Source organism: Bradyrhizobium sp. Unk1 (assembly GCF_059512345.1).
Window position 1 is genome coordinate 250,626 of the sequence record NZ_JCAMOP010000008.1, and the last position, 26,979, is coordinate 277,604.

23 protein-coding genes and 1 pseudogene are annotated in these 26,979 nt (G+C 64.6%); 9 read left to right on the plus strand and 15 right to left on the minus strand.

Features of this window, described 5'->3' with window-relative positions; all coding sequences use genetic code 11:
* Positions 1-133: 133 nt before the first annotated feature.
* Positions 134-1,021 carry an efflux RND transporter periplasmic adaptor subunit gene (locus tag AC5ZFO_RS13090; RefSeq protein WP_282520110.1) on the plus strand — a complete coding sequence of 296 codons (888 nt, stop codon included), beginning with the start codon at positions 134-136 and terminating at the stop codon, positions 1,019-1,021.
* Positions 1,022-1,255: 234 nt separating this feature from the next.
* Here AC5ZFO_RS13090 and AC5ZFO_RS13095 read toward each other — a convergent pair whose 3' ends face one another.
* Complete coding sequence (locus tag AC5ZFO_RS13095) at positions 1,256-2,107, minus strand: caspase family protein (RefSeq protein ID WP_282520109.1); 852 nt, start codon at positions 2,105-2,107, stop codon at positions 1,256-1,258.
* Between the two features lie 421 nt (positions 2,108-2,528).
* Here AC5ZFO_RS13095 and AC5ZFO_RS13100 point away from each other — a divergent pair, with 421 nt between their 5' ends.
* The 3 genes from AC5ZFO_RS13100 to AC5ZFO_RS13110 all read left to right on the plus strand — a co-directional run bounded on the left by AC5ZFO_RS13100 (position 2,529) and on the right by AC5ZFO_RS13110 (position 6,631).
* The gene (locus AC5ZFO_RS13100) at positions 2,529-4,256 is read left to right on the plus strand and encodes a hypothetical protein (protein WP_496122148.1); all 1,728 of its coding nucleotides are present in this window, start codon (positions 2,529-2,531) and stop codon (positions 4,254-4,256) included.
* 297 nt (positions 4,257-4,553) lie between these two features.
* Positions 4,554-5,279 carry a thermonuclease family protein gene (locus AC5ZFO_RS13105; protein ID WP_282520107.1) on the plus strand — a complete coding sequence of 242 codons (726 nt, stop codon included), beginning with the start codon at positions 4,554-4,556 and terminating at the stop codon, positions 5,277-5,279.
* Between the two features lie 164 nt (positions 5,280-5,443).
* Complete coding sequence (locus tag AC5ZFO_RS13110) at positions 5,444-6,631, plus strand: pyridoxal-phosphate-dependent aminotransferase family protein (protein ID WP_282520106.1); 1,188 nt, start codon at positions 5,444-5,446, stop codon at positions 6,629-6,631.
* A gap of 242 nt (positions 6,632-6,873) precedes the next feature.
* Here the strand turns inward: AC5ZFO_RS13110 and AC5ZFO_RS13115 are convergent, their stop codons facing one another.
* Together AC5ZFO_RS13115 and AC5ZFO_RS13120 are read right to left on the minus strand one after the other, a co-directional pair.
* Positions 6,874-7,974 (minus strand): hypothetical protein, encoded by a 1,101-nt coding sequence (locus AC5ZFO_RS13115; protein WP_496122149.1) that lies wholly within the window; start codon positions 7,972-7,974, stop codon positions 6,874-6,876.
* Positions 7,974-9,410 carry an MBOAT family O-acyltransferase gene (locus tag AC5ZFO_RS13120; protein ID WP_282520104.1) on the minus strand — a complete coding sequence of 479 codons (1,437 nt, stop codon included), beginning with the start codon at positions 9,408-9,410 and terminating at the stop codon, positions 7,974-7,976. The genes AC5ZFO_RS13115 and AC5ZFO_RS13120 overlap by 1 nt, the downstream gene beginning before the upstream one ends.
* Positions 9,411-9,562: 152 nt before the next feature.
* Here AC5ZFO_RS13120 and AC5ZFO_RS13125 point away from each other — a divergent pair, with 152 nt between their 5' ends.
* A complete protein-coding gene (locus tag AC5ZFO_RS13125; RefSeq protein ID WP_282520103.1) occupies positions 9,563-11,662 on the plus strand; it encodes a S9 family peptidase in 2,100 nt (699 codons plus the stop codon).
* 284 nt (positions 11,663-11,946) lie between these two features.
* Here AC5ZFO_RS13125 and AC5ZFO_RS13130 read toward each other — a convergent pair whose 3' ends face one another.
* The 6 genes from AC5ZFO_RS13130 to AC5ZFO_RS13155 all read right to left on the minus strand — a co-directional run bounded on the left by AC5ZFO_RS13130 (position 11,947) and on the right by AC5ZFO_RS13155 (position 18,235).
* Positions 11,947-13,038, minus strand: coding sequence for an SMP-30/gluconolactonase/LRE family protein (locus tag AC5ZFO_RS13130; RefSeq protein WP_282520102.1), 1,092 nt, complete (start codon positions 13,036-13,038; stop codon positions 11,947-11,949).
* A gap of 75 nt (positions 13,039-13,113) precedes the next feature.
* Entirely contained in the window at positions 13,114-13,833 is a 720-nt protein-coding gene (locus AC5ZFO_RS13135; protein ID WP_282520101.1) for a ribonuclease activity regulator RraA, read from the minus strand.
* A 10-nt stretch (positions 13,834-13,843) separates the two neighbouring features.
* Positions 13,844-15,583, minus strand: coding sequence for an L-arabinonate dehydratase (gene araD, locus AC5ZFO_RS13140; RefSeq protein WP_282520100.1), 1,740 nt, complete (start codon positions 15,581-15,583; stop codon positions 13,844-13,846).
* Positions 15,580-16,443 carry an ABC transporter permease gene (locus AC5ZFO_RS13145; protein ID WP_282520099.1) on the minus strand — a complete coding sequence of 288 codons (864 nt, stop codon included), beginning with the start codon at positions 16,441-16,443 and terminating at the stop codon, positions 15,580-15,582. The genes araD and AC5ZFO_RS13145 overlap by 4 nt, the downstream gene beginning before the upstream one ends.
* An 11-nt stretch (positions 16,444-16,454) precedes the next feature.
* Positions 16,455-17,216 carry an ABC transporter ATP-binding protein gene (locus AC5ZFO_RS13150; protein WP_282520098.1) on the minus strand — a complete coding sequence of 254 codons (762 nt, stop codon included), beginning with the start codon at positions 17,214-17,216 and terminating at the stop codon, positions 16,455-16,457.
* A complete protein-coding gene (locus AC5ZFO_RS13155; protein WP_282520097.1) occupies positions 17,216-18,235 on the minus strand; it encodes an ABC transporter substrate-binding protein in 1,020 nt (339 codons plus the stop codon). Before AC5ZFO_RS13155 ends, AC5ZFO_RS13150 begins: the two co-directional genes overlap by 1 nt.
* Before the next feature lie 95 nt (positions 18,236-18,330).
* Between AC5ZFO_RS13155 and AC5ZFO_RS13160 the strand changes: the two genes are divergently transcribed.
* From AC5ZFO_RS13160 to AC5ZFO_RS13170, 3 genes are all read left to right on the plus strand, one after another.
* Entirely contained in the window at positions 18,331-19,056 is a 726-nt protein-coding gene (locus AC5ZFO_RS13160; RefSeq protein WP_282520096.1) for a GntR family transcriptional regulator, read from the plus strand.
* A gap of 205 nt (positions 19,057-19,261) precedes the next feature.
* Positions 19,262-19,678: a response regulator gene (locus AC5ZFO_RS13165; RefSeq protein WP_282520095.1), complete on the plus strand. Its 417-nt coding sequence runs from the start codon at positions 19,262-19,264 to the stop codon at positions 19,676-19,678.
* Between the two features lie 67 nt (positions 19,679-19,745).
* The gene (locus AC5ZFO_RS13170; protein WP_282520094.1) at positions 19,746-23,246 is read left to right on the plus strand and encodes a PAS domain S-box protein; all 3,501 of its coding nucleotides are present in this window, start codon (positions 19,746-19,748) and stop codon (positions 23,244-23,246) included.
* A gap of 116 nt (positions 23,247-23,362) precedes the next feature.
* Here AC5ZFO_RS13170 and AC5ZFO_RS13175 read toward each other — a convergent pair whose 3' ends face one another.
* Positions 23,363-23,998 carry a response regulator transcription factor gene (locus tag AC5ZFO_RS13175; protein WP_028160526.1) on the minus strand — a complete coding sequence of 212 codons (636 nt, stop codon included), beginning with the start codon at positions 23,996-23,998 and terminating at the stop codon, positions 23,363-23,365.
* Positions 23,999-24,147: 149 nt separating this feature from the next.
* Between AC5ZFO_RS13175 and AC5ZFO_RS13180 the strand changes: the two genes are divergently transcribed.
* On the plus strand, positions 24,148-24,438 hold the full coding sequence (locus AC5ZFO_RS13180) for a hypothetical protein (RefSeq protein WP_282520093.1): 291 nt from the start codon (positions 24,148-24,150) through the stop codon (positions 24,436-24,438).
* A 54-nt stretch (positions 24,439-24,492) separates the two neighbouring features.
* On the opposite strand, the gene AC5ZFO_RS13185 is transcribed toward AC5ZFO_RS13180, so the two are convergent.
* The 5 genes and pseudogenes from AC5ZFO_RS13185 to AC5ZFO_RS13205 form a co-directional block, all read right to left on the minus strand.
* Positions 24,493-24,996: a response regulator gene (locus AC5ZFO_RS13185; RefSeq protein WP_282520092.1), complete on the minus strand. Its 504-nt coding sequence runs from the start codon at positions 24,994-24,996 to the stop codon at positions 24,493-24,495.
* Between the two features lie 156 nt (positions 24,997-25,152).
* Positions 25,153-25,470 (minus strand): hypothetical protein, encoded by a 318-nt coding sequence (locus tag AC5ZFO_RS13190; protein WP_014490546.1) that lies wholly within the window; start codon positions 25,468-25,470, stop codon positions 25,153-25,155.
* Positions 25,471-25,472: 2 nt separating this feature from the next.
* Positions 25,473-26,354: a CheR family methyltransferase gene (locus AC5ZFO_RS13195; protein WP_282520091.1), complete on the minus strand. Its 882-nt coding sequence runs from the start codon at positions 26,352-26,354 to the stop codon at positions 25,473-25,475.
* A gap of 59 nt (positions 26,355-26,413) precedes the next feature.
* Positions 26,414-26,800: a response regulator gene (locus AC5ZFO_RS13200; RefSeq protein ID WP_018321619.1), complete on the minus strand. Its 387-nt coding sequence runs from the start codon at positions 26,798-26,800 to the stop codon at positions 26,414-26,416.
* A 32-nt stretch (positions 26,801-26,832) separates the two neighbouring features.
* Positions 26,833-26,979: pseudogene (locus AC5ZFO_RS13205) on the minus strand (chemotaxis protein CheW); the annotation flags it as partial.

Below are 26,979 nucleotides of genomic sequence, written 5' to 3' on the forward strand. Positions count from 1 at the left end.
GCTCGCGCCACGACTAATTCAACAGGCGGCATCGCGCCGCCTGCGCTGCGGCATTCTCATCCGGCCGGCCCATGGTCCGCTGCGGTTGCTTCTGCTAACGATGAGGCCGTCAAGGCCCCAACCGGAATGACCGATGCGTCCATTGCCTGCGCGTTCCTTTTCCCAAAAACTCGTTGCTCTCGCCGGACTGGTTCTGCTGTCCGCCCAGCCCGCGCGCGCCGCCGATGACGACGCGCCCAAGGGGCCCGCGGTCACGGTGCTGAAGGTCGCAAAATCCTGCTTCTCCGACATCGTCGAGGCCACCGGCACGATCATCGCGCGCGAGGAGACCTCCGTGCGGCCGGAACGTCCCGGCCTGAAGGTCACGGACGTGCTGGCGGAAGCCGGCGACACCACCACGGCCGGCCAGGTGCTGGCACGGCTGGCACTGCCCGAAGGTGGCACGCTTCAGGTCACCGCCCCCGTGGCGGGCGTGATCGCGACGTCGACCGCGCAGATCGGCAACCTCGCCTCGGCCAAGGGCGAGGCGCTGTTCACGATCGTGGCGCGCAGCGAATATGATCTCGTCGGCCTGGTCGCGACCACCGATATTCGCAAGCTCGCGGTCGGCCAGCAGGCGAGCGTGCGCATTGCCGGCGCGGGCGATCTCGACGGCAAGGTGCGCCGCATCGGACCGACCGTCGAGCCGAACATCCAGCAGGGCATGGTCTATATCGGCATCTCCTCGCAGAAGCGGTTGCTGCTGAACGCGAGCGGGCGCGCGCTGATCAAGACCGGGCAGAGCTGCAACGTCGCGGTGCCCCTGACCTCGGTGCAGTACTCCACCGCCGGCACCGTGGTGCAGGTGATCCGCCGCAACCGCGTCGAGACCAAGCGGGTCGAGATCGGGCTGATGTCGGGCGGCAATATCGAGGTTCGCGACGGCCTCAACGAAGGCGATATCGTCGTCGCCCGCGCCGGCGCGATCCTGCGCGAAGGCGATCCGGTGCGCCCGGTGATGGCCACGGAAGCTGCGAAGTAGGTCTCGCCGCACTCGTCATTGCGAGGAGCGAAGCGACGAAGCAATCCAGAGTCTTTCCGCGGAAAGATTCTGGATTGCTTCGCTTCGCTCGCAATGACGAGTGTGGGGACAGTGTGCGCATACACGCGCATATCGTAGGGTGGGCAAAGCGAAGTGTGCCCACGTCTTCCATCGAAATCCTGAAGAGATGGTGGGCACGGCGCTTTGCGCCTTTGCCCGCCCTACGATTTGCGGCTAGCCGCCAGCTGCTTCGCCGAAATGGACGTCCTCGAGCAGCGAGGAGGAGATGGTCGGGACCTGGTCGCCTTCGGAGGCGCGCGAGATGGCGACGCGGGTCTTGTTGAAGACGCTTTCGGCGCTGCCCTGCGCAGTGAGATTGGTGAGGAACTCGCTCACCAGCACGCTGTGCTCGCCCTTGCCGTCGTCGACGACCTTGCCGGGCGAAGCCGAAGACAGGATCAACGCGTTGTCGGGCGCACTGATCGGTGCGAGGCCGTGGCTGTACGAGCGGAAGCGGCGCTCGTAAGGGTTACGGCGGGAGGCGTCGACGACGACGAGCTTGGCCTTGGCGCCCTGCTCCTTCATCATGTCGAGCACGCCGTCGATGGACACGCCCTGGCGGCGGACGTCGCTTTCCTTCCAGATCACGGCATCGACCGGCAGCATGTAGCTCTCGCGGCCGGCCTGCACGCCGTAGCCGCCGAAGAACAGCATGACGACGGTGTCGCGCTTGATCCGGGACTTCAGGCGATTGACGGCGCGGACCATGTCGTCCTTGGTGGCGTCTTCCACCATGTCGACGTCAAAGCCGTTCTTGCGGAGCGACGAGGACAGCGCGCGGGCGTCGTTGATCGACTGCGTCAGCGGCGCGCTGGCGTCGGGATAATGTCCATTGCCGATGACGAGGGCGAGGCGGGACGACTGGCCGATCGAGCCGGTGACCTGGTCGGTCGACACGGCCTTGGCGGCATCGATCGCGCGCATGTTGAGGGCAGCATGGGCGCCGATCACGAGCGACACCGTGCCGATGAGGGCTGCGGCGACCGCGATCGTGCGGCGGGAGATGTCGAGCTGCCTTACATTCATCTCGGTTCGTTCCTGTGCCAAAGACCAGCCAAGCGCGCGCACAATGTTTGAGTAGCGCGATGGTGGCTTCAGGTTTGAGGGATTGGCCGGGGATGTGCCCCCGAACTGCGCGCAATTTGCGGCGCCGCACCAAACAAAGCCTTAACCGGATATCTCCTCCCCGGCAATAGATCGCCCAAAATTTGAGCTAAGCGACTGAATATATTGGTTAATCATCCGAGCAGAATTTGCACGTTTTTTCGTCGCGAGCCCCTTGTAACGGCCTTAATCACGCAGCTCCCGTGCCCGATTTTTCCGTGACCGCCATCACATTTGAATTTCCCGCGAATCCGGGTAGCTTTTTCAAAGACTTGGAGGGGGTGGCGCGCAGATGGGAGCGTGCCGGCCGGCCCCTGGCCAAGACCCCGCGACCAGGTATTTCATGAGCTTTCATTATTTTGCCGGCGCCGCCTGCCGGGCGCTGACGGCGCGAAAAGACGGCCCCTCGCTTTACGACGTCTGCGATCCCGTATTGTCGGGCCCGGCCAGCGGCGATCCGCATCTGGCCAAATTCTACAAGACCGCGCTCGGCAATCCCGCATTGCGGATCCTGCTCCGTCGCGCCGGGCTGCCCGAGTTGCGCGACGAGGCGAAGCTGAGCCGGCTTCGCACGGCGCTGGCGCGGGCGCGCGACGACGCCGAGCCCGATTGGGCGGTGGTCGGCCAGCCCGTCGCCGATCTCGTCGACAGCATCGCGCTCGATCATCCAAAACCGCCGCCGGCGATATTCACCGGATTAGCGCCGCAACAAGCGCAGATCGACGGCGTGATCCGCGACTGCGCGCAGCATCTGCTCGGCTCGTACCGCAAGAACGGTTTCCTGCCGACCTATGCCGCCTTCAACCTGATCGGCGACCCCGATGTCCGCGGCCGCGAGCTGACCATGGCGCTGACGGGGCTGAACGCGCGCGGCTACAAGAACTCCTCGCTGCTGTTCAACCTCGCCCGCGTCTTCATCGCGCGCTCGCCGGCAGCGGCCGTCGTCAATCCGCCCTGGAGCGGCGTTGCCGAGCCGATGTGGGAGCCGGTACAGATCCGACACCGCTCGGCCTATTACGACGCGTTCTTCATCGAGGCGCTGCTGAGCTATGTCGAGACCGGGCTCGCCTCGCCGGCCGACAAGATTACAACCGAGCGTGCGATCGCCGACATGGTCGATTTCTGCGTCAACATCAGCCGCGAGGAAGTCGAGGGTATCGACGGCACACGCTTCAATGTCATCACCGCGCTCGCGCCGGCGCCGCATCCGCGCTTTTCCCGTTTCTTCGCCCAGATCAAGCAGGACCTCGGCTTCGGCGTCTACGTGCCGGATTGCGACACCACGGCGTGCTCGATCTCGGCAGCGACCCAAGCCGGCTGCACCGATCCGATCATCGACCAGCCGCTGCTGGACTTCTATTCGGGCTATCAGGTGCTCGCCGGCGTCAACGAACCGCGCGTGACCGTGCCGCTCAACGACAACATCGACTACGAGGGCGGCGTCGCGACCTGGATCGACAACCTCAAAGGCGAGCGGCCCTATGGCAACGATCTCGATCCGACGCTCAATCTCGACATTCTCGAGGTGAGCTTCCGCAACCTCGCGCGCTGGAAGGTTTTGGAGACGCCGGCGCGGCTGGCCACCGTGCACCGGATCATCGGCTTCCAGAAGCGGCTCGCCGCCAGCGGTGCCTTCGCCAATCCGCGCTCGCACATCTATTATCTGCCCGAGCTCTACAGCGCCTATTTCGGCCGCTGCTATGCGGCCTTCCTGGCGCTGCCGCTGGCGGCGCAGGCGGCGATCGACCCCGACGGCGATTTCGATTTCATCCGCCATCGCGTGCTCTCCTACGTCAAGGGCGAGCTGATGGCCGCGGAGATGAACGTGTTCGACGCAGCGCTGGCGCTGATCGCGCTCGGCCATCTCGGCGCCGACCCGCGCGCCTTTGCACCGGCGCTGAACGTGATCGTCGCGAGCCTCGGCGAAGGCGGCCGCCGCGGCCCGTTCCGCGCCTATGAATGGAACAAGATGAAGACGCCGACGCGGATTCTGGTGGGTGGTCCCGAGGTGACGTCGGCCTTCGTGCTGATGGCGCTGGCGGTAGCGAAGCGGGCGATGGCGCGGGGGTGATGAGTCCTCTTACCCTCCCCTGGAGGGGGAGGGTCGATCGCGCGCAGCGCGAGCGGGGTGGGGTGACGGTCTCTCCGCGACGAACAGTGCCCGAGTGGAGAGATCACCCCCCCCCGTCACGAAATCTCGCTTCGCTCGATCGCGTGCCGACCCTCCCCCTCCAGGGGAGGGTAAGCGAAGGCCCGCCACAATGACGGGAAGTTGAAAGCTCAATCGTTAGGCATATGCTGGCCGGGCGGACAAAAGCCGACCACAATTGCGCGGCTTATCGAGATTGTCCTGAACACGCGGACCGGCATGTTGCGAAAATTCCTGATTGCGCTGTCTTTGCTCGCCATCCCCTCGCTGGCCGAGGCCGCCGACATCACCGGCACGGCAAAGGTCCGCGACGGCGATTCCGTCGTGATCGGCAATACGCGGATCCGGCTCGGCGGCATCGACGCGCCGTCGTCCGACCAGCTCTGCCTCAACACCAAGGGCGAGCGCTGGACCTGCGGCATCGCGGCGCGCGACGAACTCGCCAAATACACCGAAGGAAAGAACTGGGTCTGCCACGCCCGCGCGATCGACCGGCGCGGCCGCACCGTGGCGCGCTGCGAGGTCGGCGGCGAGGACATCCAGAAATGGCTGGTGCGCAGCGGCTGGGCACTCGCCTACACCCGCGTCTCGCACGACTACGAACCCGATGAGGCCGCCGCGCGCGAGGCCAAAGCCGGCATGTGGCAGGGCGCCTTCATCGCGCCGTGGGACTGGCGCGTCCGCAACAAGAAGACCACCATCCTGGGCGCGACCAAGCCGCCCGAGGGCGCGCATGCGGTGCTGCTCGCCTCGGCCTCCGGGCCCGTCGCGCCCTCGCCGGACTGCACCATCAAGGGCAACGTCAACACCGCCGGCGAGTGCATCTATCACCAGCCGACCAGCCGCTGGTACACCCAGATCAAGATGAAGATCAGCAAGGGCACCCGCTGGTTCTGCTCGGTGGAAGAGGCTGAAGCCGCCGGCTGCCGGGAAACCAAGAGATGAGTGCATGGTCCGGAAAAGTGTGAGGCGGTTTTCCGACAAGACCATGCTCGAACAAAAACCACCCCAGACCTGCGTTTTACGCGCTTTTCTTAGTTGCCTCCAACGCGTAAAAGCCTAAGCGAGCAACCCTCCAGACTGTCATCACGACACAAGGACCAACAGCAATGACCGTTCGCGCGGGCCGGGAATTTCTGGCCATCCCCGGGCCCACCACGATGCCCGACGAGGTGCTGCAGGCGATGCATCGTCCGGCGATCGACATCTACTCCAAAGAGATGCACGAGCTGACCGATACACTTCTCGCAGACATCTCGAAGCTGTTCGCGACCAAGGGCAAGTCCTACATCTACATCGCCAACGGCCACGGCGCCTGGGAAGCCGCGCTGAGCAACGTGCTGTCGCGCGGCGACAAGGTGCTGGTGCTGGAGAGCGGGCGCTTCGCGATCGGCTGGGGCCACGCAGCAGCGCTGATGGGCGCCGAGGTCGAGGTGCTCAAGGGCGACTGGCGCCGCGCGGTGCGGCCGCACGAGGTCGAGGAGCGCCTGCGCCGCGACAAGGAGCACACCATCAAGGCCGTCGTCGTCGTCCAGGTCGATACGGCTTCCGGCGTGCAGAACGACATCGAGGCGATCGGCAAGGCGATCAAGGCCGCCGGCCATCCCGCGCTGTACATGGTCGACACCGTCGCTTCGCTCGGCTGCATGCCGTTCGAGATGGACAAATGGGGCATCGACGTCGCGATGTCCGGCTCGCAGAAGGGCCTGATGACCCCGCCCGGCCTCGGCTTCGTCGCCGCCAACGCGCGCGCGCTCGAGGTGCACAAGAAGGCCAACATGAGCACGCCGTATTGGAGCTGGAGCGAGCGCGAGGGCACCGAGCACTATCGCAAATATGCCGGCACCGCGCCGGTGCATCTGCTGTTCGCGCTACGCCAGGCGATCGACCTGCTACACGAGGAAGGACTGGAGAACGCCTTCCGCCGCCATAGCCTGCTCGGCGAAGCCGCGCGCCGCGCCGTCTCCGCCTGGTCGGAAGGCCAGGTGCTCGGCTTCAACGTCGCGGAGGCGAGCGAGCGCTCCAACACCGTGACCACGGTGACCATGAGCAACGGCCATGATCCGGCGCTGCTGCAACGCTATTGCAAGGACAAGTGCGGCGTCGTGCTCGGCACCGGCATCGGCGATCTCTCGGGACAAGCCTTCCGCATCGCCCATATGGGCCACGTCAATGCGCCGATGCTGCTCGGCACGCTGGGGGTCATCGAGATCGGGTTGAATGCGCTGAAGATCCCGCACGGCAAGGGCGGGCTGGAAGCCGCGGTCGCTTATCTCGGCGAGCAGGTGGCGGTGTAAGGCGCCGCCGTCGTCCCTGCGAACGCAGGGCTTCTTTCTTCCTTCTCCCCTTGTTGGGAGAAGGTGGCGAAGGCGGCCTTCGGCCGCCGTTCTTAGGAACGCCGAAGCGAAGCTTCGGCTATGGCGCCGGATGAGGGGTTGTCTCAGCGAACTCAATTGCGAGATGGACTCGCGGGTAGATACCCCTCACCCGTCTCGCCGCTACGCTGCGAGCCACCCTCCCACAGGGGGAGAGGGGAAGTTCAGTGCGCGACTCGATACGCTTCGACCTGCGCCTTCAGCGCATCCAGCGACGCGAGCGGCGCCTCGGGATCGACGCGATACTCCCCACGCGCCAGCCAACTCAGCACCATCGCGTCCACCACCGGCGAATGATGGATGACGTCGCTGTAGTTATCGAGATCGTGCGTCACCGCCCTGATCGCACGGAAATCGTACAGACGCACATTCGGAAGCTGCGTCAGCCGCTCGGCGATGCGCGCGGTGAGGTCGGTGATGATCTTCAGCGTTGCAGGCGAGGCATCGCGCATCGCAACGAATTGCAGGATCGAATAGGGCGGGAGGTAGATGTCGAAAGTCACGTCCGGATGACGCGTGATCAGGCCTGCGGCGTCGCGCTCGAAATGCCGGACCATGGCGTCGTAGCCATAGCCTTCGCCGAGGAAGCGGCTGCGCACGGGGCTCGTGATGTAGGCGAACGAGGCAAGCGTCTTCTTCGCATTGTAGTCACGCGCGACGTCGAAATCGCGCGGCAGCGCGTAGATGTCGTCGACGTCGGACAGCGCGAACTTGACGGGGAGAAACGGCGCCGCCCGCGCCAGCGGCTGTTGCAGCTGCGGGATCGACCGCAGCAGCGCGAACAGGGATTCCTTCGCCATCGCGGCGCTGAACAGATAGGACGCGATGCCCTTCGTCGTTTGGCGATAGAGATCGACGGAGAGAAAGGGATCGGCCTCGATATCCGCCGCATCGACAAAGATGAAATCGTCCATCGCCCACACCACGCGCCGGGCGCCGCGCTCGATCGCCTGCTCCAGCACAAAGCCCTGCTGGCGCGAATTGGACCCGGTCATTGCCAGCTTGAGCGAGTGGACGCCGAGCGCGCGATCGATGTCGCTCTGGCGGAAATGGATCGCGAGCGAGGTGCCCATGAAGGCGGTGTCGAACGATTGGCTGCGGATTAGCCCAGCATTCTGCACGCGCGTGTCGTCGGAATAGAAGGCCAGTCGCGACGGGCGAAACAGTTGCAGGGGATCGACGAGATAGGTGAGCACCGCCGCGCCCAGCACGCAGACGATGCCGGCGAGCAGAAGACGCCTCAGATGTGTGAAATTGCCCCGCATCAGAACCGGAAATAGATGAATTCGCTGTGGCTCTGGATGCCGAGAATCCCGAGAGCGAGCACCAGCGAGGCGCCGTAAAGGACCAGCGGTCGCATCCGCCCTGCCGGCAGGGCCTCGCCGACCCTGCGATTGTCGTGATCGTATCCCATGATTGCTTGCGTGTTCGGCGCCAGCCACACCAATGCGGCGTAGATCGACACCAGAACCAATGCGGCGACCTCCTCGCGGCCGAGGACGATATTCGACGGATCGGCCATTGCGTGGAGGACGCGCAGCGCCCACGCGACGCTCTCGGCGCGGAAGAAAACCCAGGCCACGACGACGGCGAGGAACGTCAGCACGGCTCCGACGATGCGGACCGGGCTCACGAGCAACGTCGGGACGTCAGGCACCAGCGCATTGAAGGCGTGATTGACGCAGAGATAGGCGCCATGCAGCGCGCCCCAGACGACAAAAGTCCAGGCCGCGCCGTGCCAGAGGCCGCCGAGCAGCATCGTGATCATCAGATTGACATAGCGCAGCACGCGGCCGCGGCGGTTGCCGCCGAGCGAGATGTAGAGATAGTCGCGCAGGAATTGCGACAAGGTCATGTGCCAGCGGCGCCAGAACTCGACGATGCTGGTGGCCTTGTAGGGTGAGTTGAAATTCACTGGCAGGAAGATGCCGAACATCAGCGATATCCCGATCGCCATGTCGGAATAGCCGGAGAAGTCGAAATAGAGCTGGAACGTGTAGGCGAGTGCACCACACCAGGCCTGATCAAAGCTCGGCGAGCGCGCCTCGAAGGCGAGCGCCACCAGGGGCTGGATGCCGTCGGCAAGGCAGGTCTTCTTGAACAGGCCGATCGCGAAGATGATGATTCCGCACAGGATCAGATGCGCGTCCGGATGCTTGGTCTCCTTCCGCTCGAATTGCGGGATCATGTCCTTGTGGTGGAGGATCGGCCCCGCGATCAGATGCGGAAAGTATGTCACGAACAGCGCGTAGTGCGGCAAGGCGTAACGCGCGACCTGGCCACGATACGCATCCACCAGGAACGCGATCTGCGTGAAGGTGTAGAAGGAGATGCCGACCGGCAGCAGGATGTGGACCGCGACATGCGTGCCGGCCAGCGCATTGATGTTCTCGGCGACGAAGCCGGCATATTTGAAGATGCCGAGCACGAGAAGGTCGCCGACTACGCCGAGCGCGAGCGCCGCCTTTCGTTGCATTGGCGCGAGCTTCGCCGCGATCAGGAGATAGCCGACGCCGTAGTTGAAGGCGATCGAGATCAGCAGCAGGGCCACGATCTGCCAGCTGCCGATGGCGTAGAAGGCGAGCGAGGCCAGCGCCAGCCAGATCACCGGCGCCAGATTGCTGCGCCGCCCTAGCCAGAAATAGCCGGCCAGCACGGCCGGCAGGAACAGCAGGATGAACGGGTAGGAATTGAAGAGCATCAGGCTGGACCGGCGGCGGGGGTATCGCCCCTTAAGCATACAAGGGGGCGATCAACAACCCGGCGACTTGGCGCAGTGGCTGGAACAGCCGTGCTGGCAATTCGTAGAAACGGGACGATATAAGGTGGAACACGCAGTTGAATGAGGACCGAGTGACCCAAGCCAAGACACCTTCCCAGCCTCCCGTCGCCCCGCGCCGGCCGCATTCCTTCACGCGGCACGGGATCACCGTGACCGACGACTATGCCTGGCTGAAGGACGAGAAATGGCAGGAGGTGCTGCGCGATCCCGCCGTGCTCGATCCCGACATCCGCAACTATCTCGATGACGAGAACGGCTACACCGAGAGCCTGCTCGGCCACACCTCGTCGCTGCAGAAGACGCTGGTGCGCGAGATGCGCGGACGGATCAAGGAGGACGATTCCAGCGTGCCCTCGCCCGACGGCCCGTTCGCCTATTTCCGCAGGTTTCGCGAGGGCGGCCAGCACGAATTGTTCGGCCGCATGCCGCGCGACGGTGGCGAGGGCCATATCGTGCTCGACGGCGATGCGCTCGCCAAAGACCACAAATATTTCAAGTTCGGCGGCAGCCGCCACTCGAACGATCACAAGCTGCAAGCCTGGAGCGCCGACACCAAGGGCTCGGAGTATTTTTCCATCCGCGTCCGCGACTGGGCCACGGGCAAAGATCTTGACGATTTGGTCGAGGAGACCGACGGCGGCATCGTCTGGGCCGCGGACTGCAAGAGCTTCTTCTATGTGAAGCTCGACGACAATCACCGGCCGATGCAGGTGTGGCGGCACAAGCTCGGCACTGGGCAGGCCGACGACACGCTCGTCTACGAGGAGCAGGATTCCGGCTGGTTCACCCATCTGCACGAGAGCACCAGCGGCCGCTTCTGCGTGATCGCGGGCGGCGATCACGAGACCTCGGAGCAACGGCTGATCGATCTCGCCCACCCCGAAGCGCCGCCGCGCCTGGTCGCGGCGCGCGAGGACGGCGTGCAATATTCGCTGGCCGACCGCGGCGACGAGCTCTTCATCCTGACCAATGCCGACGACGCCATCGATTTCAAGATCGTCACCGCGCCGCTTGGCGCACCCGAGCGCAAGAACTGGCGCGATCTGATCCCGTATCGTCCCGGCATCTACATCATCGACCTCGATCTCTATGCCGGCCATCTGGTGCGGCTTGAGCGCGCCAATGCGCTGCCGTCGATCGTGATCCGCGACCTCACGACAAAGGACGAGCACGCCATCGCCTTCGATGAGGCCGCCTACTCATTGGATACGATGGGCTCCTATGAATTCGACACGACCAATTTGCGCTTCGCCTATTCGTCGATGACGACGCCCTCGGAAGTCTACGACTACGACATGGTCAAGCGCACGCGCACCTTGCGCAAGCGCCAGGAGATCCCGTCCGGCCACGATGCGGCCGACTATGTCACCACGCGCATCATGGCCAAGGCGCATGACGGCGCCGAGGTGCCGGTCTCGATCCTCTATCGCCGCGGGCTGAAGCTCGACGGCTCGGCGCCGCTGCTGCTCTACGGCTACGGCTCCTACGGCATGGCGATGCCGGCTTCCTTCAATGCCAACCGGCTGTCGCTGGTCGATCGTGGTTTCGTCTACGCCATCGCCCATATTCGCGGCGGCGCCGACAAGGGTTGGGGCTGGTATCTCGACGGCAAGCGCGAGAAGAAGACCAACTCGTTCGACGATTTTGCCGCCAGCGCACGGGCGCTGATCGATGCGAAATACACCAGCGCAAAACGCATCGTCGGCCATGGCGGCTCGGCCGGCGGCATGCTGATGGGCGCGGTGGCAAACCGCGCCGGCGAGCTGTTCGCGGGCATCGTCGCCGAAGTGCCGTTCGTCGACGTGCTCAACACCATGCTCGACGACACGCTGCCGCTGACGCCGCCGGAATGGCCCGAATGGGGCAACCCGATCGAGAGCGAGAAGGATTTTCGCACCATCCTGTCCTACTCGCCCTACGACAATGTCGCGGCGAAGGACTATCCGGCGATCCTGGCGATGGGCGGCCTGACCGACCCGCGCGTCACCTATTGGGAGCCCGCCAAATGGATCGCGCGCCTGCGCGCGACCATGAGCGGCGGCGGCCCGGTGTTACTCCGCACCAACATGGGCGCCGGCCACGGCGGCGCATCGGGGCGGTTTGATCGTCTCGACGAAGTCGCGATCGTCTATGCGTTCGCGCTGTGGGCGGCCGGGATGGCGGAGGCGTGACCTTGTAGCCCGGATGGAGCGCAGCGAAATCCGGGATTCGTGCAGGCGGCAAGACCGTCCCGGATTACGCTACGCTCCATCCGGGCTACGGCCTCTCCCCGCGCGCGGGGAGAGGCGAAGGAATTCGGCAGCTTTGTAGGGTGGGCAAAGGTGCGTCGCGCCGTGCCCACCATCTTTCAGCAATTGCGACGAGAGCGGTAGGCACGCTTCCGCCTTCGCTCTTCGAGCTACGGCGGACAAGTCGCTTTGCCCACCCTACCGCGGCTTAGCTGGCCACCTCTGCCTCACACCGCCCCATGCGCCTCCACATACAGCGCATACACCGAGTGGCTGCTCGCCATATAAAGCCGGTTGTTCTTCGGGCCGCCGAAGCAGAGGTTGGCGCAGCGTTCGGGCAGCTTGATGAAGGCGAGCGGCTTGCCGTCCGCGTTGAACACCATGACGCCGTCGAGATCCTCCGACTTGCCCTTGAGCTGAAACACCTTGCGGCCGCCGATGTCGGTGGGCTCGGATTGCAGCGCGCCGTTGGAGCCCCAGCCGCACCAGAGATTGCCGTCGCGATCGACGCGAAAACCGTCGAGCGAGGCCTGGTCAGCCGCGTCGATCAGCTTGGTCTTGCCGCTTAAGGCACCGTCCTCGCCGACATTGTAGCTCCAGATGCTGCGGTTGGGCGTGCCCTTCCATTCGACGATGTAGAGCTTCTTCTCGTCCGGCGAGAAGGCAAGACCGTTGGGATTGACGAGGTCGGTGAGGACGGCGCTGATCTTGCCGTCCTTGGCGATGCGATAGACGTTGGTGGTGGCCTGCTCGGCCTTCTCCTTCTTGCCTTCCCACTCGCCGTTGATGCCGAACAGCGGATCGGTGAACCAGATGCTGTCGTCCGACTTCACCACGATGTCGTTCGGCGAATTCAGCCGCTTGCCCTCGAACTTGTCGGCGAGCACGGTGATCTTGCCGTCCTTCTCGGTGCGGGTGATGCGGCGGGTGACGGAGTGCTCGCAGGTGACGAGGCGGCCCTGGCGATCGCGCGCATTGCCGTTGGCGTAGTTGGCGTTGGCGCGGAAGACGCTGGTCTGGCCGGTCTTCTCGTCAAACTTCATGATCCGGTTGTTGGGAATGTCCGAGAACAGCAGATAGCCGCCTTCGGGGAAATAGGCGGGGCCTTCGGCCCAGCGCATCCCGGTCGCGACCTGCTCGACCGTCGAGGAATAGAGCCGGTATTTTCCAAAGCTCGGATCGAGGATCTGGACGGCGGGATCGGGGTAGCGCTGGTTGGGCGCGAACGGAAACGACTGGGCACTGGCGGCGCGGGCCAGAAGTGCGGAAGCCGCAGTTGCGCCAGCACCGGCCAAGAGATTGCGTCGTGTAAAATTCATTGAAGTCCTCCCCTGCTCGACAAAAGGCCGGCGCTTGATGCGGCCGGCCTGTTTCTTGATGTGATTGGTCTTGGTCTAGCGACCGTTCTTCTTCCGCCATTCCGCGAAATCGGTGAGCGTCTGCGGATCGGTGGCGGGATAGAGACCGAAGATGCCGCGACCTTTGCCGACCTCCTCAGTGACGAAATCCTCGAACGCCGTCATCTCGAAGGTTTCGTTGGCGATCTCATCGGCGAGATGCGCGGGGATCACGATGACGCCGTCGGCATCGCCGAGGATGACGTCGCCCGGAAACACCGGCGCATCGCCGCAGCCGATCGGCACGTTGATCTCGATCGCCTGGTGCAGCGTGAGATTCGTCGGCGCCGAGGGACGATGATGGTAGGCGGGAATGCCGAGCTTCGCGATCTCGGCGGAATCGCGAAAGCCGCCGTCGGTGACGACACCGGCGACGCCGCGCTTCATCAGACGCGTCACCAGGATCGCGCCGGCGGACGCCGCGCGCGCGTCCTTGCGGCTGTCCATCACCAGCACGCTGCCGGGCGGACAATCCTCGATCGCCTTGCGCTGCGGATGCGAACGGTCCTTGAAGACGTCGATGGTATTGAGGTCCTCGCGCGCCGGCATGTAGCGCAGCGTGAAGGCCTCGCCGACCATGGTCGGCTGGTCGGCGCCGAGCGGGTGCACATCCTGGATCATCTGGATGCGCAGGCCGCGCTTGAACAGCGCAGTGGCGACGGTCGCCGTGGAGACGGATTTGAGCTTGTTGCGGGTGGCTTCGCTGAGTTTGGTCATGTCATGCTCTCTAGTAAATCGACGGCTCGCCGATCGGCGCACCGAAATCGGTCTCGAGGAAGTCGAAGTCGCAGCCGTCATTGGCCTGCTTGATGTGTTTTGTGAACATCCAGCCATAGCCGCGCTCGAAGCGGCGCTCGGGCTGCTTCCAGGCGGCGCGGCGTTTATCGAGCTCGGCTTCGGGGACATCGAGATTGATGGTGCGCGCGGCGACGTCGAGCGTGATGCGGTCGCCGTTCCGCACCAGCGCCAGCGGGCCGCCGACATAAGATTCGGGCGCGACGTGCAAAATGCAGGCGCCATAGCTGGTGCCGCTCATGCGCGCATCCGAGATCCGCACCATGTCGCGCACGCCCTGCTTCACGAGCTTGGTCGGGATCGGCAGCATGCCCCATTCCGGCATGCCCGGGCCACCTTGCGGCCCTGCATTGCGCAGGATCAGGATATGGTCCTCGGTGACGTCGAGATTGGGATCGTCGACCGCCTTCTTCATGGAGGGGTAATCGTCGAACACCAGCGCAGGCCCGGTATGCTTGAGGAAGCGCGGCGCGCAGGCGGAGGGTTTTATGACGCAGCCGTCGGGCGCGAGATTGCCCTTGAGTACGGCGAGCGCGCCTTCCTTGTAGATGGGGTTTTCGACCGAACGGATCACATCGGCATTGTGCACTTCGGCGCCGTCGATGTTCTCGCCGACCGTCTGTCCGGTAACGGTGATGCAGTCGAGATGCAGGTGCGGCTTGATCTGGCCCATCAGCGCCGGCAGGCCGCCGGCATAGAAGAAGTCTTCCATCAGATAGGCGTCGCCGCTCGGACGGACGTTGGCGATCACGGGCACCTTGCGGCTCGCCTTCTCGAAGTCGTCGAGGCCGATGTCGAGGCCGGCGCGGCGGGCCTGCGCGATCAGATGGATGATCGCGTTGGTCGAGCAGCCCATCGCCATGGCCACAGCAATTGCGTTCTCGAAGGCTTTTCGGGTCTGGATCGTCTTCGGCGTCAGATCCTCCCACACCATCTCGACGATGCGGCGGCCGCATTCCGAGGCCATCCGGATGTGGTTGGCGTCGGCAGCGGGAATCGAGGAGGCGCCCGGCAGCGTCATGCCGATCGCCTCGGCAATCGCGGTCATGGTCGAGGCCGTGCCCATGGTCATGCAGGTGCCGTAGCTCCGCGCGATGCCGGCTTCGATATCGAGCCAGTCCTTGTCGGAGATTTTTCCGGCGCGCCGCTCGTCCCAATATTTCCAACCGTCCGAGCCCGAGCCGAGCGTCTTGCCCTTCCAGTTACCGCGCAGCATCGGACCTGCCGGCAGATAGATCGCCGGGATATTCATCGAGGTCGCGCCGAGCAGCAGCGCCGGCGTGGTCTTGTCGCAGCCGCCCATCAGCACCACGCCGTCGACGGGATGGCTGCGCAGCAGCTCCTCGGCATCCATCGCCAGAAGGTTGCGATAGAGCATCGTGGTCGGCTTCAGCAGCGATTCCGACAGCGACAGCGCCGGCAGCTCGATCGGCAGGCCGCCGGCCATCAGGATGCCGCGCTTGACGTCGTCGACGCGCGACTTGAAGTGCATGTGGCAGGGCTGCGCGTCCGACCAGGTGTTGAGGATCGCGATGATCGGGCGGTCCTTCCACTCCTCCGGGGCGTAGCCCATCTGCATGGTGCGGGAGCGGTGGCCGAACGAGCGGAGGTCGTCGGGCGCGAACCAGCGCGCGCTGCGGAGCTGGTCGGGCGTGATTTTCTTCTTGGTCATGATTGGGTGCCCCATTTCTGCACGGTGTTCCGCTCGATGGCGCGGAAGATCAGGTTCTCGACAAAGAGCCCGATGATAATCACCGTCAAGAGGCCTGCGAAGACCGCAGGTATGTCGAGGAGATTGCGGTTCTCGAAGATGAACCAGCCGAGTCCGCCCTGCCCCGAGGACACGCCGAACACCAGCTCGGCCGCGATCAGCGTGCGCCAGGCAAAGGCCCAGCCGATCTTCAGGCCGGTGAGGATCGAGCCGAAGGCCGCCGGAATCAGGATTTTCGCGACATAAGGCAGCCCGCGCAGGCCGTAATTGCGCCCGACCATGCGCAGCGTGTTGGACACGCTCTTGAAGCCGGAATGGGTGTTGAGCGCGACCGGCCACAGCACCGAATGGATCAGCACGAAAACAAGACTGCCGTTGCCGAGCCCGAACCAGATCAAGGCGAGCGGCAGCAGCGCGATCGCCGGCAGCGGGTTGAACATCGCCGTGACCGTTTCCAGGAAGTCGGTGCCGATCCGCGTCGAGATGGCGAGCACGGTGAAGATCGCGGCCAGCACGATGCCGGCCGAATAGCCCATGAACAGCACCTTCAGCGAGGTCCATGCGCGCATCGGAATGGTGCCGTCCTTGACCCGGTCGTACAGTGTCACGATGGTGTCGTGCAGCGTCGGAAACAGCAGGGGATTGTCGAGATAGAGGCCGTAGGCTTCCCAGACGGCTGCCAGGAACAGGATGATGACGGTCTTGCGGACAAAGCCGTCGTTCCACAACAGCTCCGGCACGCTCAGCTTGCGCTCGACCTCGCCCGCACCGCCGGTCGCGGCAACCGACGCGTCACGCAGCAATATTCTCGCTTCGCCCATAACAGGCCCCCTCAATGCGCCACAGCTTCGGCCGCGAACAGGAGATCGTGGATCTCCTTCTCCAGCCGGCCGGCGCTGCCGTCTCCATTCGCGACCTTGTCGACATCGACCACCTCGGCCTTGACCCGGCCGGGATGCGGCGACAGCAGCAGGATGCGGTTGCCGATGCGGATCGCTTCCGCGATGGAATGGGTCACGAACAGCACCGTGAATTTGGTCTCGCTCCAGAGCTGAAGCAGCTCGTCCTGGCAGGTGCGCCGCGTCAGCGCGTCGAGCGCGGCGAACGGCTCGTCCATCAGCAGGATATCAGGCTCCATCACCATGCCGCGCGCGATCGCAACGCGCTGCTTCATGCCGCCGGACAGCGTGTGCGGATAGGCATCGACGACGCGGGTGAGGCCGACCTTCTCGATATAGGCCCGTGCCCGCGCCTCGGCGTCCTTGCGCGATAGCTTTCGCGCGGTCAGCAGCGGGAACATCACATTGGCGAGCACGCTCTTCCACGGCAGGAGCTGGTCGAACTCCTGGAAGATCATCATGCGGTCGGCGCCCGGACCATGAATCTCGCGATCGTTGATGCTCATGCGGCCCTCGCTCGGGCTCATGTAGCCGCCGACGGCCTTGAGCAGGGTCGACTTGCCGCAGCCGGACGGCCCGAGCAACACGAAGCGGTCGGACTTGTCGACGGTGAAGCTGACCCTTTCGGTGGCGGTGACGACGGCGCTGGAGGTCTTGTAGCGCAGCGTCACCCCGTTGACGTCGAGCAGCGCCATCAGTTGCCTTTCAGGTCGTGCGCGACGGGGAGATAATAGTCCGTCCAGGCCTTGGGCTGCATCTTCAGCGTGCCGGTCTTGTACAGATGGGCTGCGAATTTCATCGTGCCCTGCGGCTCGAGATTCCATTCCATCATGCCGGGCTGCTTCAGGAGATCGAGCAACTCTTCCACCGAGGTCTTGTCGCCGGTGATCTCCTTGTAGATCTCGACCGCCTGTTTGGTGTCGCTGCGGATCAGATCCTGCGCTTCCTTGGTGGCATCGCGCACCGCCTGGATGATCTTCGGATTGGCATCGGCGAATTTCGTCGTGGTGAAGAACTGGGCCTGGCTCAGCGGACCGCCCATCACGTCAGGCGAGTTCAGCACGACATGCGCGCCCGGCACGTTCTTCAGCTCGAGGAAGGTGAAAGGCGGGATCGAGAAGTGGGTGTGCACCTCGTGCTTGGGATTGGACAGCGCCGCATAGGCGTCGGGATGGCCAAGCTGCACGGTGTTGGCGTCCAGTTTCGACCATTGGTCGGCACCGAAGGCCTCGGCGGCCGCGATCTGAAGCACGATCGCCTGCGTCGAAACCTTCACCGTCGGCACCGCGATCTTGTCGCTCGGACCGAAATCCTTGATCGACTTGATGTTGGCGTCGCGGCTGATCAGCGTCATCGGCTGCGCCGAGGTCGCGACGATGCCCTTCACGCCGCCGCGGGTGCGGTCCCACAGCAACAGAAGATTGCCGGTGCCGGTGTTGAGGATGTCGACGCCGCCGGCGAGCAACGCATCGGTCTGCGCGCCGCCGCCGGAAAAGGTCACCCATTTGGTGGTGACGCCGGGTACGCCGAGCGAAGCTGCATGCTTCTCGATCAGCTTCTGCTTTTCCATGATGTGGCTCGGCATGTAGAAAATGCCGGGCTGGCGCGACAGCGAGATCTCGGATTTCTGCTGCGCATGCGCCGCGGATACCGGCAGGACGGTTGCGGCGATCAGGGCGGCAGCCGCAAGCTTGCTACGAAGATGCTTGATCATTGTTGTGTGTTTCCTCCGGGTGCGCGTCGCGCTGCGTTGACCCTGCTGATGCACTAATATATTAGTGCATCAAAGGCAAGCCCGCGGGACCCGCCATGGAAGCAACCCATACCGCGCCGCGCGCGGCAAAAACCGCTTCGAGACCTGCCGCCCGGCTCGACCGCGCCCGCCAGGCCGCGCCGCAGGTGTTCGAGCGGCTGCGCAATGCGATCATCGCCCTGGAACTGCCGCCGGGCGCGCCGCTGTCACGCGCCGAGCTTGCCGGCCAGTTCGGAATCAGCTCGACACCGGTGCGCGATGCCTTGATGCGGCTCGAGGAAGAAGGGCTCGTCGACGTCTTCCCGCAGCACGCGACTGTCGTCAGCCGGATCGACATCGGCCGCGCAGAGCAGGCGCATTTCCTGCGTCAGGCACTGGAGCTGGAGATCGTCCGCCTGCTCGCCGCCGGCAGGGACGCGGCGCTCGTGGTCCGCCTGGATCACGCCATCGCGCTACAACAGCAATTTGCCAAGGCCGGCGACTTCGAGGCCTTCATGGCCACCGACAACGACTTCCACGCCCAACTCTACGCCGCCGCCGGAAAGCAAGACCTGTGGACGCTGGTGCGCAGCCGCAGCGGACATATCGACCGGCTGCGTCGGCTGCATTTGCCTTCGCCCGGCAAGGCCCAGAACATCGTCCGCCACCACAAGCTGATCACGCGCGCGATCGAGGCCGGAGACGCCGACGCCGCGCAAGAACATCTGCGCAAGCACCTGTCGGGCACGCTCAGCGAGCTCGACAAGATCCGAAGCCACCATCCCGAATATCTGACCGATTAGGCACGACACGCCCCAGGCGTTGCGTCAGAGGTCTTATGTGCACGTAAGGATGCATATGGCCGGCGTCGCCGGAATCGCGCGAGGCTGACAATGTGCCGGCCGCGAAGTGCTTGCAGGACGGGCGCAATCCGCGCAACAATTTCGCATTTGAAGCGGTGATTTGGGGTCGCCGGGGAACATCCCTGTACGATCCGGAGGTTTTGACGTGGCTAACATCCTGATTGTGGATGACGACCCGGCCGTGCAGATCACGATCCGGCTGATCCTGGAGAGAGCGGGTCATCGCGTCACGGTTGCCGGCGATGGCTACGAGGGACTTGCCCGGTTCGAGGCGAGCCAGTTCGACCTCTTGTTCCTCGACATATTCATGCCCGGCATGGACGGACTGGAGACGATGCGCCACATCCGCGTGCTGCAGCCGGCCCTTCCGATCATCGTCATTTCCGGCCGCCGCGCCGTCACCCCGGACGCCTATGCCGAACCGGACTTTCTGAAGATGGCGACCAAGCTCGGCGCGGTCGCGAGTCTGCAGAAGCCGTTCCGGCCGGACGCCCTGCTCGCCGCTGTCGACGGCTGCCTCACATCAGCGCCGCAAGCTAATGTCGGCTCCGGCAGCCGATGACGGGGTGATCCATGTTGCAGCCTAGCAGGACATTCGGGACCGTTCGCGACGCGGCGCGAAGGCCGATATGACCCTCGCGACCCGGCTGGCCATCGCAATGATCCTGCTGGTCGCGGCTGCGGTCGCCGCCGTCGGATGGCTGAGCCATTACAGCCTGGAGCAAGCCTTCCTGCCGCGCGTGCTCGACCGTATCGAGGGCCACTCGCGGCTTCTGGCCTCGCAGCTCGAAGCGTATGCGAACGGCGCCCGCGCCGACGTTGCGACGTTCCGCTCACGTGCCGCCGCGCGCGGCATGATCGATGCCCATTTCAACGACGGGGTCGATCCGGTCGACCACCTCTCGGAGAAGACCTGGCGCGACCGGTTGCTGACGCGCCTCGTGGCCGACGTCGGCGCCAACCCGGCCTACGCAAAATTCCGCATCATCGGTGCCGACGGCGTCGAATATCTGCGCGTCGACCGCTCCGGCCCGAACGGAGCGGTGCGTGCCGTTCCCGACGATGCCCTGCAGAACAAGGGCGAGCGCTCCTTCTTCCAGGCGGCGATCAAGCTGGCAGAGGACCAGGTCAGCGTCTCACCGGTCGATCTGGACGTCGACAACGGCGAGCTTCAGGTGCCCTATGTTCCGACCTTGCGCGTCGCGGCGCCCCTGTTTGGGCCCGATCACCGGCTGTTCGGCATCGTCGTCGTCAATGTCGACATGCGCCAGGTATTCGACCGTATCAGGATATCGGGCCGGCGCGGCGAACAGGTCTATGTCGTCGGCCGCAACGGCGATTATCTCGTTCATCCGGATCGCACCCGCGAATTCGGTTCGCAACTGGGGACGCCGACGCACTGGCAGGACGACTTCCCCTATTTCGCTTCAGTCACCGGATCGACGCTGGGTGCGACGCAGGTCGTGCCGGGCAGTGACGGCAAGCCGAGCGGCACCGCGATCGCGCCTGCAATCCTGGCCGAGGACCAGTGGGTCGGTGTCATCCGCGTCGTGCCCAACGCCGTCTTCATGGCGCCGGCCGTCACCATCGAGAAAACGACCATCACGATCGGCCTCATAGCGGTGCTGGTCGCCGCCCTGCTGGCCGTGCTGCTGGCGCGGTCGTTGACCCGGCCGATCGGGCAGCTCACTGCGGCGGTCGAGTGGCTCGGTCGGGACAATTCGATTAGAATTCCAACCGACGCCCCCGGCGAGACCGGCATGCTGGCGCGGGCATTTGCCCGTCTGATCGATGAAATGCGGGCGAAGACGGCGGCGCTGGAGCATGAGGTCGAGGAGCGGCGGCGCACCGAGGCCGCGCGCGACCAGCTCGCCGTCCGCGAACGCCTGTTCAGCGCGGCGGTCGAATCCTCCGACGATTCGATCGTCATGCAGACGCTCGACGGCATCATCATCGGGTGGAATGCGGCGGCCGAGCGCCTCTACGGCTATACGGCCGAGGAAGCGGTCGGACGGCCGACCTTGATCCTCCTGCCACCCGATCGCCGCGAAGAGGGCAAGGACTATCTGCGGCGGATAGCGACGGGCGAGCGGATCGAGCATTTCGAAACGGTGCGCCTGCGCAAGGACGGCAGTCCGGTCGAAATCTCGGTGAGCCTGTCACCGATCAGGGGCAATTCGGGCGAGATCATCGGCGCGTCCGGCACGGCGCGCAGACTGACCGATGCGCGACGGACCGAGCGCGCACTGCAACAGCAGATCGAGGAACGGCGGCAGCTGTTCGACGCCTCGGAAGATCTGATCATGATCATGGATTCGCGGGGCCATATCGTGCAGGTCAGCCCGAGCAGCCAGGCCGTGCTCGGCTACCCGCCGGACGAGATGATCGGCCGCAGCGGCGTCGATTTCATCCATCCCGCGCATCTCGAACAATCCCGCGGGGAAATGCGCGCGCTCCGGCGCGGCGGGCACCCCAGGCTCGCCGACACCCGCTGCATCCACAAGGACGGACGCGAGGTCTGGCTGTCCTGGCTCGGCAACTGGTCAGATCAGGCCAAGCGCTTCTTCTTCGTCGGACGCGACATGACCGAGGCACGGCGCGCGGAGGAATCCTTGCGCGAAAGCGAGCTGCTCGCGCGCAATATCGTGGAGACCGCGCTCGACGCCTTCGTCCAGACCGATGACCGCAGCACCATCCTGAACTGGAGCTCGCGGGCCGAGGAGCTGTTCGGCTGGCGGCGCGACGAGGCGCTGGGCAGGAATGCGGTCGACCTCATCGTCGCAGAGAGTGAGCGCGAGCGGGTCAAGGCCGGCCTCGCGCGCTTCCTCGAATCCCAGGACGGCCAGACCCTCAACCGCCGCCGCGAGCTCACGGTTCGTCGTCGCGACGGCAAGGAATTCAAGGCCGAGCTGAGCGTCACGGCGCTGAGACGCCGCGAAGGCATCCTGTTCAACGTGTTCTACCGCGACCTCACCGACAAGATCGCGTCCGAGGAGCGCATGCGCCACGCCGAGAAGATGGAGGCGATCGGCCAGCTCACCGGCGGCGTGGCGCACGACTTCAACAACATCCTCACCGTGATCACCGGGACGATCGAAATTTTGGCCGACGCGGTGGCGAAGGAGCCGGAGCTTGCGGCGATCACGAAGATGATCGACGAGGCCGCCGGGCGCGGCGCCGAGCTGACCCAGCACCTGCTCGCCTTCGCGCGCAAGCAGCCGCTCCAGCCGCGCGAGGTCGACATCAACTCGCTGATCATCGACACCGCAAAGCTGTTGCGCCCGACGCTGGGCGAGCAGATCCAGATCGAATCGGTGTTCGAGGACGAGAGCTGCGTCGCGATCGTCGATCCCAACCAGCTCACCACCGCGATCCTCAACCTCGCGCTCAATGCCCGTGACGCCATGCCCGGCGGCGGCAAGCTGATCGTGGAGACGGGCACCGCCTATCTCGACGAGGTCTATGCCAGCGTCAACGACGTCAGGCCCGGACACTATGTGCTGATCGCCGTGAGCGACACCGGCACGGGCATTCCTGCGCACATGCTGGCCCGGGTGTTCGATCCGTTCTTCACCTCGAAGGGACCGGGCAAGGGCACCGGGCTCGGGCTTTCGATGGTCTACGGCTTCATCAAGCAGTCCACGGGCCACATCAAGATCTACAGCGAGGAAGGTCACGGCACCACGATCAAGATGTATCTGCCGCCCGGCAAGACGCCCGCGGCCGTGGGCGAAGGCGTGACGCCGTCGACGATCGAGGGCGGACACGAGACGATCCTCGTGGTCGAGGACGACCGGCTGGTGCGCGACTACGTGCTGGCGCAGCTGCATTCGCTCGGCTACGTCACCCTGCAGGCTGCGAACGCCGCGGAGGCGCTCGCGATCGTCGCCACCGGCAAGCCGTTCGACCTGCTGTTCACCGACGTCATCATGCCCGGCAAGTTGAACGGACGACAGCTTGCCGACGAGGTGTCGAGGACGCGTCCCGACCTCAGGGTGGTCTACACCTCGGGCTATACCGAGAACGCGATCATCCATCACGGCCGGCTGGATACAGGCGTTCTGCTGCTGGCGAAGCCGTATCGCAAATCCGATCTGGCGCGGATCATCCGCAAGGCGCTGAGCGGCTGAGGATCAATCTCCTGTAGCCCGGATGGAGCGCAGCGCAATCCGGGAGAGGTGGTGCCGCAGGCGCAGATCCCGGATTTCGCTTCGCTCATCCGGGCTACGAAACGTCACCGGCAGAACTACGACGCGCGCTGGGCCGCGGTCATCACGATGCGGATCAGATCGGCGGCGTTGCGCGCCCCGAGCTTCTTCATGATGTTGGCGCGATGGTCCTCGATGGTGCGTGGGCTGATGCCGAGCGTGCGGCCGGCTTCCTTGTTGGACGCACCGGAAGCGAACTGCTCGAGCACCTCGCGTTCACGCCGCGTCAACGGCTCGCGTCCGGGGAAATGCAGCGAAGAGAATTTCGGCGATACGCTCTCTGCCTGCCTGCGTGCATAGGCTCCGATCGCCTCGTCCAGCCGGCCAACGATCTCGCTGCCGCGGAACGGCTTTTCGATGAAATCGAGCGCGCCGCTCTTGATGGCGCCCACCGCCATCGAGATGTCGCCCTGCCCGGAAATCATGAAGATCGGCGCCGGATAATCTTCGCCGTGCAGTTCCTTCAGAATGTCGAGGCCCGACTTTCCGGGAATGTGCACGTCGAGCAGGATCGCAGCCGGCGTACGGTTCCGCGCGACGGAGAGCAGGGCTGCGCCGTCCGCAAAACAGATCACCTCATAACCCGCCGCCTTCAACACCATCGACAAGGTGTCGCGAACCGCAGGGTCGTCGTCGACCACGAAGATTTCACCACGAGAGGTTTGCTCGGCCATGTGCCACATCCAGTTGGCATTACGGACTCGCGTCCGCGCCAACCGTTATGGCGTTCGGCGCGGATTCGGCCCACCCGTATTTGTACGGGACATAGACTTAACGCACAAGTAGCGGCATTGCGCCTAATTGCAGGAGACGGAGAATATCCATGCTAAATTTGGCCGATACGCCGCCGCTGGTCGCGACATCCGAGGCCGACAGACAACGATTGATCGCCGCCGACCTGCGCTTGCTGATCGCGCAGATCGAGACCAGTATGCGCCGGATCGCCGCAGCCATGGATCGAGAACACAGCAACGATCCGGAAGGTTCCGCCGACGTCTTCATACTCGACGACGTCACGCCGCGTTATGTCAGCGCGAACGCCGCTCTCAACGCCTGCCGGGCGGGCCTCGGCCACGCCCTGCAATGCCTGTCGGAATCCGGCAACCCGGCTTGAACTGCGATCAGTGCGGCGAAACGCCCGCGTCCGATCGCATGGCAGCTCCGCGCCTCAGGTGCGGTGCCGTTCCACGATCGCGTCGGTGGCGACGCCACCCCAGGTATGCATCGCCGGCAGCCCCATTGCGGTCTTGCCGAGATTGGCGAGGCTGATGCGCAGCGCCGCGAGATCGAGCGGCTTCGGCAGGCCCTGGAGCTGGATCCCGACGGAACGGGCGAAGCTGCGGGCGGCGCTGCGGCGCTTGCCGTCCATGCCGCTGATGACGATCACGTGGCCCGCGAATTTCGCCGCCGCCATCTCGCGCAGCACGTCGATGCCGTCGCCATCCTCCAGCACGAGGTCGAGCGTCACGCAGTCGAAGCGGGCGGCGCGGAGCTTCTCGATCGCCTCCGCGACGGACGGCGCCACCGTGACTTCATGGCCGGCCTGCCTGGCGGCGACCGTGATCAGGCTGCGCTGCGTGGCGTCGTCGTCGACCACCAGAAGCTGAAGCGCACGCCGCTCGGCGACGTCGGGCAGGTTTGACGGGATGGGAGAGAGGGAGCTTCTGGGCATTACCGTATCCTGAGAATTGAGACGAGCGATCGATACACGGATCGCGCTTCAACCCCGTAAAGCCGGTGCGGCGAATTCGTCCGGATGTTTCAGCAAATATGAACCAACGTCTCGGAAAACGGCGACGGGGCGCGCGGGACGAGGCCTATTTGGCGATCACGCTGCCTCGTCACGGCCGCCGGCGGCGCCGCGCTTCTTCCGGTTCTTGCCGCGCAAGAACTGGATGTCCATTTCGGCGCCGTTGACGCGCACCAGCTCGCAACGACGATAGGCGAGCCCGGTCGACGACAGCAGCAGGAAGAATTCCTTCAGGTTCAATCCCTGGATCGAGCCATCCACCGTGAGGATGGCGTCGGTGTCGGAAATCGCATTGAGCTTGCAGTCGCGCCGCCACGTGCCGTCGATCGCCATGATGCAGACATCATAGCCTCGACTGAACGTGACGCGCTCCGCGCCCTTGCCATCCTCTGCCATCCCTATCGTCCTGCCAACACCGCCATGCGCGGCGGCGCGGCGCCGGCGATCGCCGGTTTGGCTGCCGCTGCACGCGGATCGTTCGGCTTGTAGAGGCCGCGACGATCCGGGATCGGCCTGAACGTGTCGGTCAGTCCGACCACGGTTTCGGCTGCACCGAGTACCAGGAAGCCGTCTCCCTCGATCTGGCGGGCGAGGCGGTTGAAGATGTTGATCTTGGTGTCCTGGTCGAAATAGATCAGCACGTTGCGGCAGAAGATGACGTCGAAGGTGCCGAGCTGGCCAAAATCATGCAGCAGGTTGAGCTGCCGGTGCTGGATCATCGCGCGCAGCTCGGGATTGATCTGCCACGTCTCGCCGGTCTGCTTGAAATATTTCATCAGCATCTGGATCGGCAGGCCGCGCTGCACTTCGAACTGGCTGTAGATGCCGGCCTTGGCCTTCTCGAGCACCTCCTGCGACAGGTCGGTCGCGATGATCTCGACGCGCCAGCCGGTCAGGGCCGCGCCCATCTCCTTCAGGCACATCGCCAGCGAATAGGGCTCCTGCCCGGTCGAGCCGGCGGCGCACCAGATGCGCACGCTTCGTCGGCCGGCGCGCGCCTTGATGACCTCAGGCATGATGGTGTCGCGGAAATGATCGAACGGGACCTTGTCGCGGAAGAAGAAGGTCTCGTTGGTGGTCATGGCTTCGACCACGCTGGTGACGAGCGCACTCGAGCCGCCCTGCAGCTTCTGCACGAGCTCGCCGATCCCGGAGAGCCCGGCCTTGCGGGCGAGCGGCAACAACCGGCTTTCGATCAGATATTGCTTGTCTGCGGACAGGTCGAGCCCGGAATGATCCCTCAGGAACTTACGCAGATACTCATACTCGGTCGGGGTCACGGATAGCCTCTCGGAAGCTGTACTGGGGACACTCTGGCTGAAACGGTTTCGCCAGACACTCAGACCATGGCTTGTCCGACCGGGATCAAGCCGACTTCAGCGAACTTGTCGGCGATGATGTCTTTGTCGAAGGGCTTCATGATGTACTCGTTGGCGCCGCCGCTGAGCGCCTGAGCGATATGAGCCACGTTGTTCTCGGTCGTGCAGAACACCACCTTGGGCTGGTCGCCGCCGGGCAGGCGGCGCATGTGGCCCATGAACTCGAAGCCGTCCATCACGGGCATGTTCCAGTCGAGCAGCACCGCGTCGGGCAGCTGCCGCTGGCAGATCTCCAGCGCCTTCGAGCCGTCCTCGGCCTCGGTGACTTCGAATTCCAGGCCTTCCAGGATCCGGCGCGCGATCTTTCGCACGACGCTGGAATCATCGACCACCAAACATGTCTTCATTTTGGTTCTCCGGCTTCGATGTTTCGGTTAGCTCAGGCAGCCATTTGCACTTCGGTTTTAAGCTCGAGGACACGATCGACGTCGAGGACGACCATGAGCTGGCCGTCGAGGCGGTGGACGCCGCCGGCGAGCTTGGCCATGCGGGGATCGAGGTTGACGGGGTTCTCTTCCATGCCGGC

Coding starts and splice junctions, on each gene's coding strand:
- AC5ZFO_RS13090 (WP_282520110.1), top strand. CDS start 134: ATGCGTCCATTGCCTGCGCGTTCCTTTTCCCAAAAACTCGTTGCTCTC.
- AC5ZFO_RS13095 (WP_282520109.1), bottom strand. CDS start 2,107: ATGAATGTAAGGCAGCTCGACATCTCCCGCCGCACGATCGCGGTCGCC.
- AC5ZFO_RS13100 (WP_496122148.1), top strand. CDS start 2,529: ATGAGCTTTCATTATTTTGCCGGCGCCGCCTGCCGGGCGCTGACGGCG.
- AC5ZFO_RS13105 (WP_282520107.1), top strand. CDS start 4,554: ATGTTGCGAAAATTCCTGATTGCGCTGTCTTTGCTCGCCATCCCCTCG.
- AC5ZFO_RS13110 (WP_282520106.1), top strand. CDS start 5,444: ATGACCGTTCGCGCGGGCCGGGAATTTCTGGCCATCCCCGGGCCCACC.
- AC5ZFO_RS13115 (WP_496122149.1), bottom strand. CDS start 7,974: ATGCGGGGCAATTTCACACATCTGAGGCGTCTTCTGCTCGCCGGCATC.
- AC5ZFO_RS13120 (WP_282520104.1), bottom strand. CDS start 9,410: ATGCTCTTCAATTCCTACCCGTTCATCCTGCTGTTCCTGCCGGCCGTG.
- AC5ZFO_RS13130 (WP_282520102.1), bottom strand. CDS start 13,038: ATGAATTTTACACGACGCAATCTCTTGGCCGGTGCTGGCGCAACTGCG.
- AC5ZFO_RS13135 (WP_282520101.1), bottom strand. CDS start 13,833: ATGACCAAACTCAGCGAAGCCACCCGCAACAAGCTCAAATCCGTCTCC.
- araD (WP_282520100.1), bottom strand. CDS start 15,583: ATGACCAAGAAGAAAATCACGCCCGACCAGCTCCGCAGCGCGCGCTGG.
- AC5ZFO_RS13145 (WP_282520099.1), bottom strand. CDS start 16,443: ATGGGCGAAGCGAGAATATTGCTGCGTGACGCGTCGGTTGCCGCGACC.
- AC5ZFO_RS13150 (WP_282520098.1), bottom strand. CDS start 17,216: ATGGCGCTGCTCGACGTCAACGGGGTGACGCTGCGCTACAAGACCTCC.
- AC5ZFO_RS13155 (WP_282520097.1), bottom strand. CDS start 18,235: ATGATCAAGCATCTTCGTAGCAAGCTTGCGGCTGCCGCCCTGATCGCC.
- AC5ZFO_RS13160 (WP_282520096.1), top strand. CDS start 18,331: ATGGAAGCAACCCATACCGCGCCGCGCGCGGCAAAAACCGCTTCGAGA.
- AC5ZFO_RS13170 (WP_282520094.1), top strand. CDS start 19,746: ATGACCCTCGCGACCCGGCTGGCCATCGCAATGATCCTGCTGGTCGCG.
- AC5ZFO_RS13175 (WP_028160526.1), bottom strand. CDS start 23,998: ATGGCCGAGCAAACCTCTCGTGGTGAAATCTTCGTGGTCGACGACGAC.
- AC5ZFO_RS13180 (WP_282520093.1), top strand. CDS start 24,148: ATGCTAAATTTGGCCGATACGCCGCCGCTGGTCGCGACATCCGAGGCC.
- AC5ZFO_RS13185 (WP_282520092.1), bottom strand. CDS start 24,996: ATGCCCAGAAGCTCCCTCTCTCCCATCCCGTCAAACCTGCCCGACGTC.
- AC5ZFO_RS13190 (WP_014490546.1), bottom strand. CDS start 25,470: ATGGCAGAGGATGGCAAGGGCGCGGAGCGCGTCACGTTCAGTCGAGGC.
- AC5ZFO_RS13200 (WP_018321619.1), bottom strand. CDS start 26,800: ATGAAGACATGTTTGGTGGTCGATGATTCCAGCGTCGTGCGAAAGATC.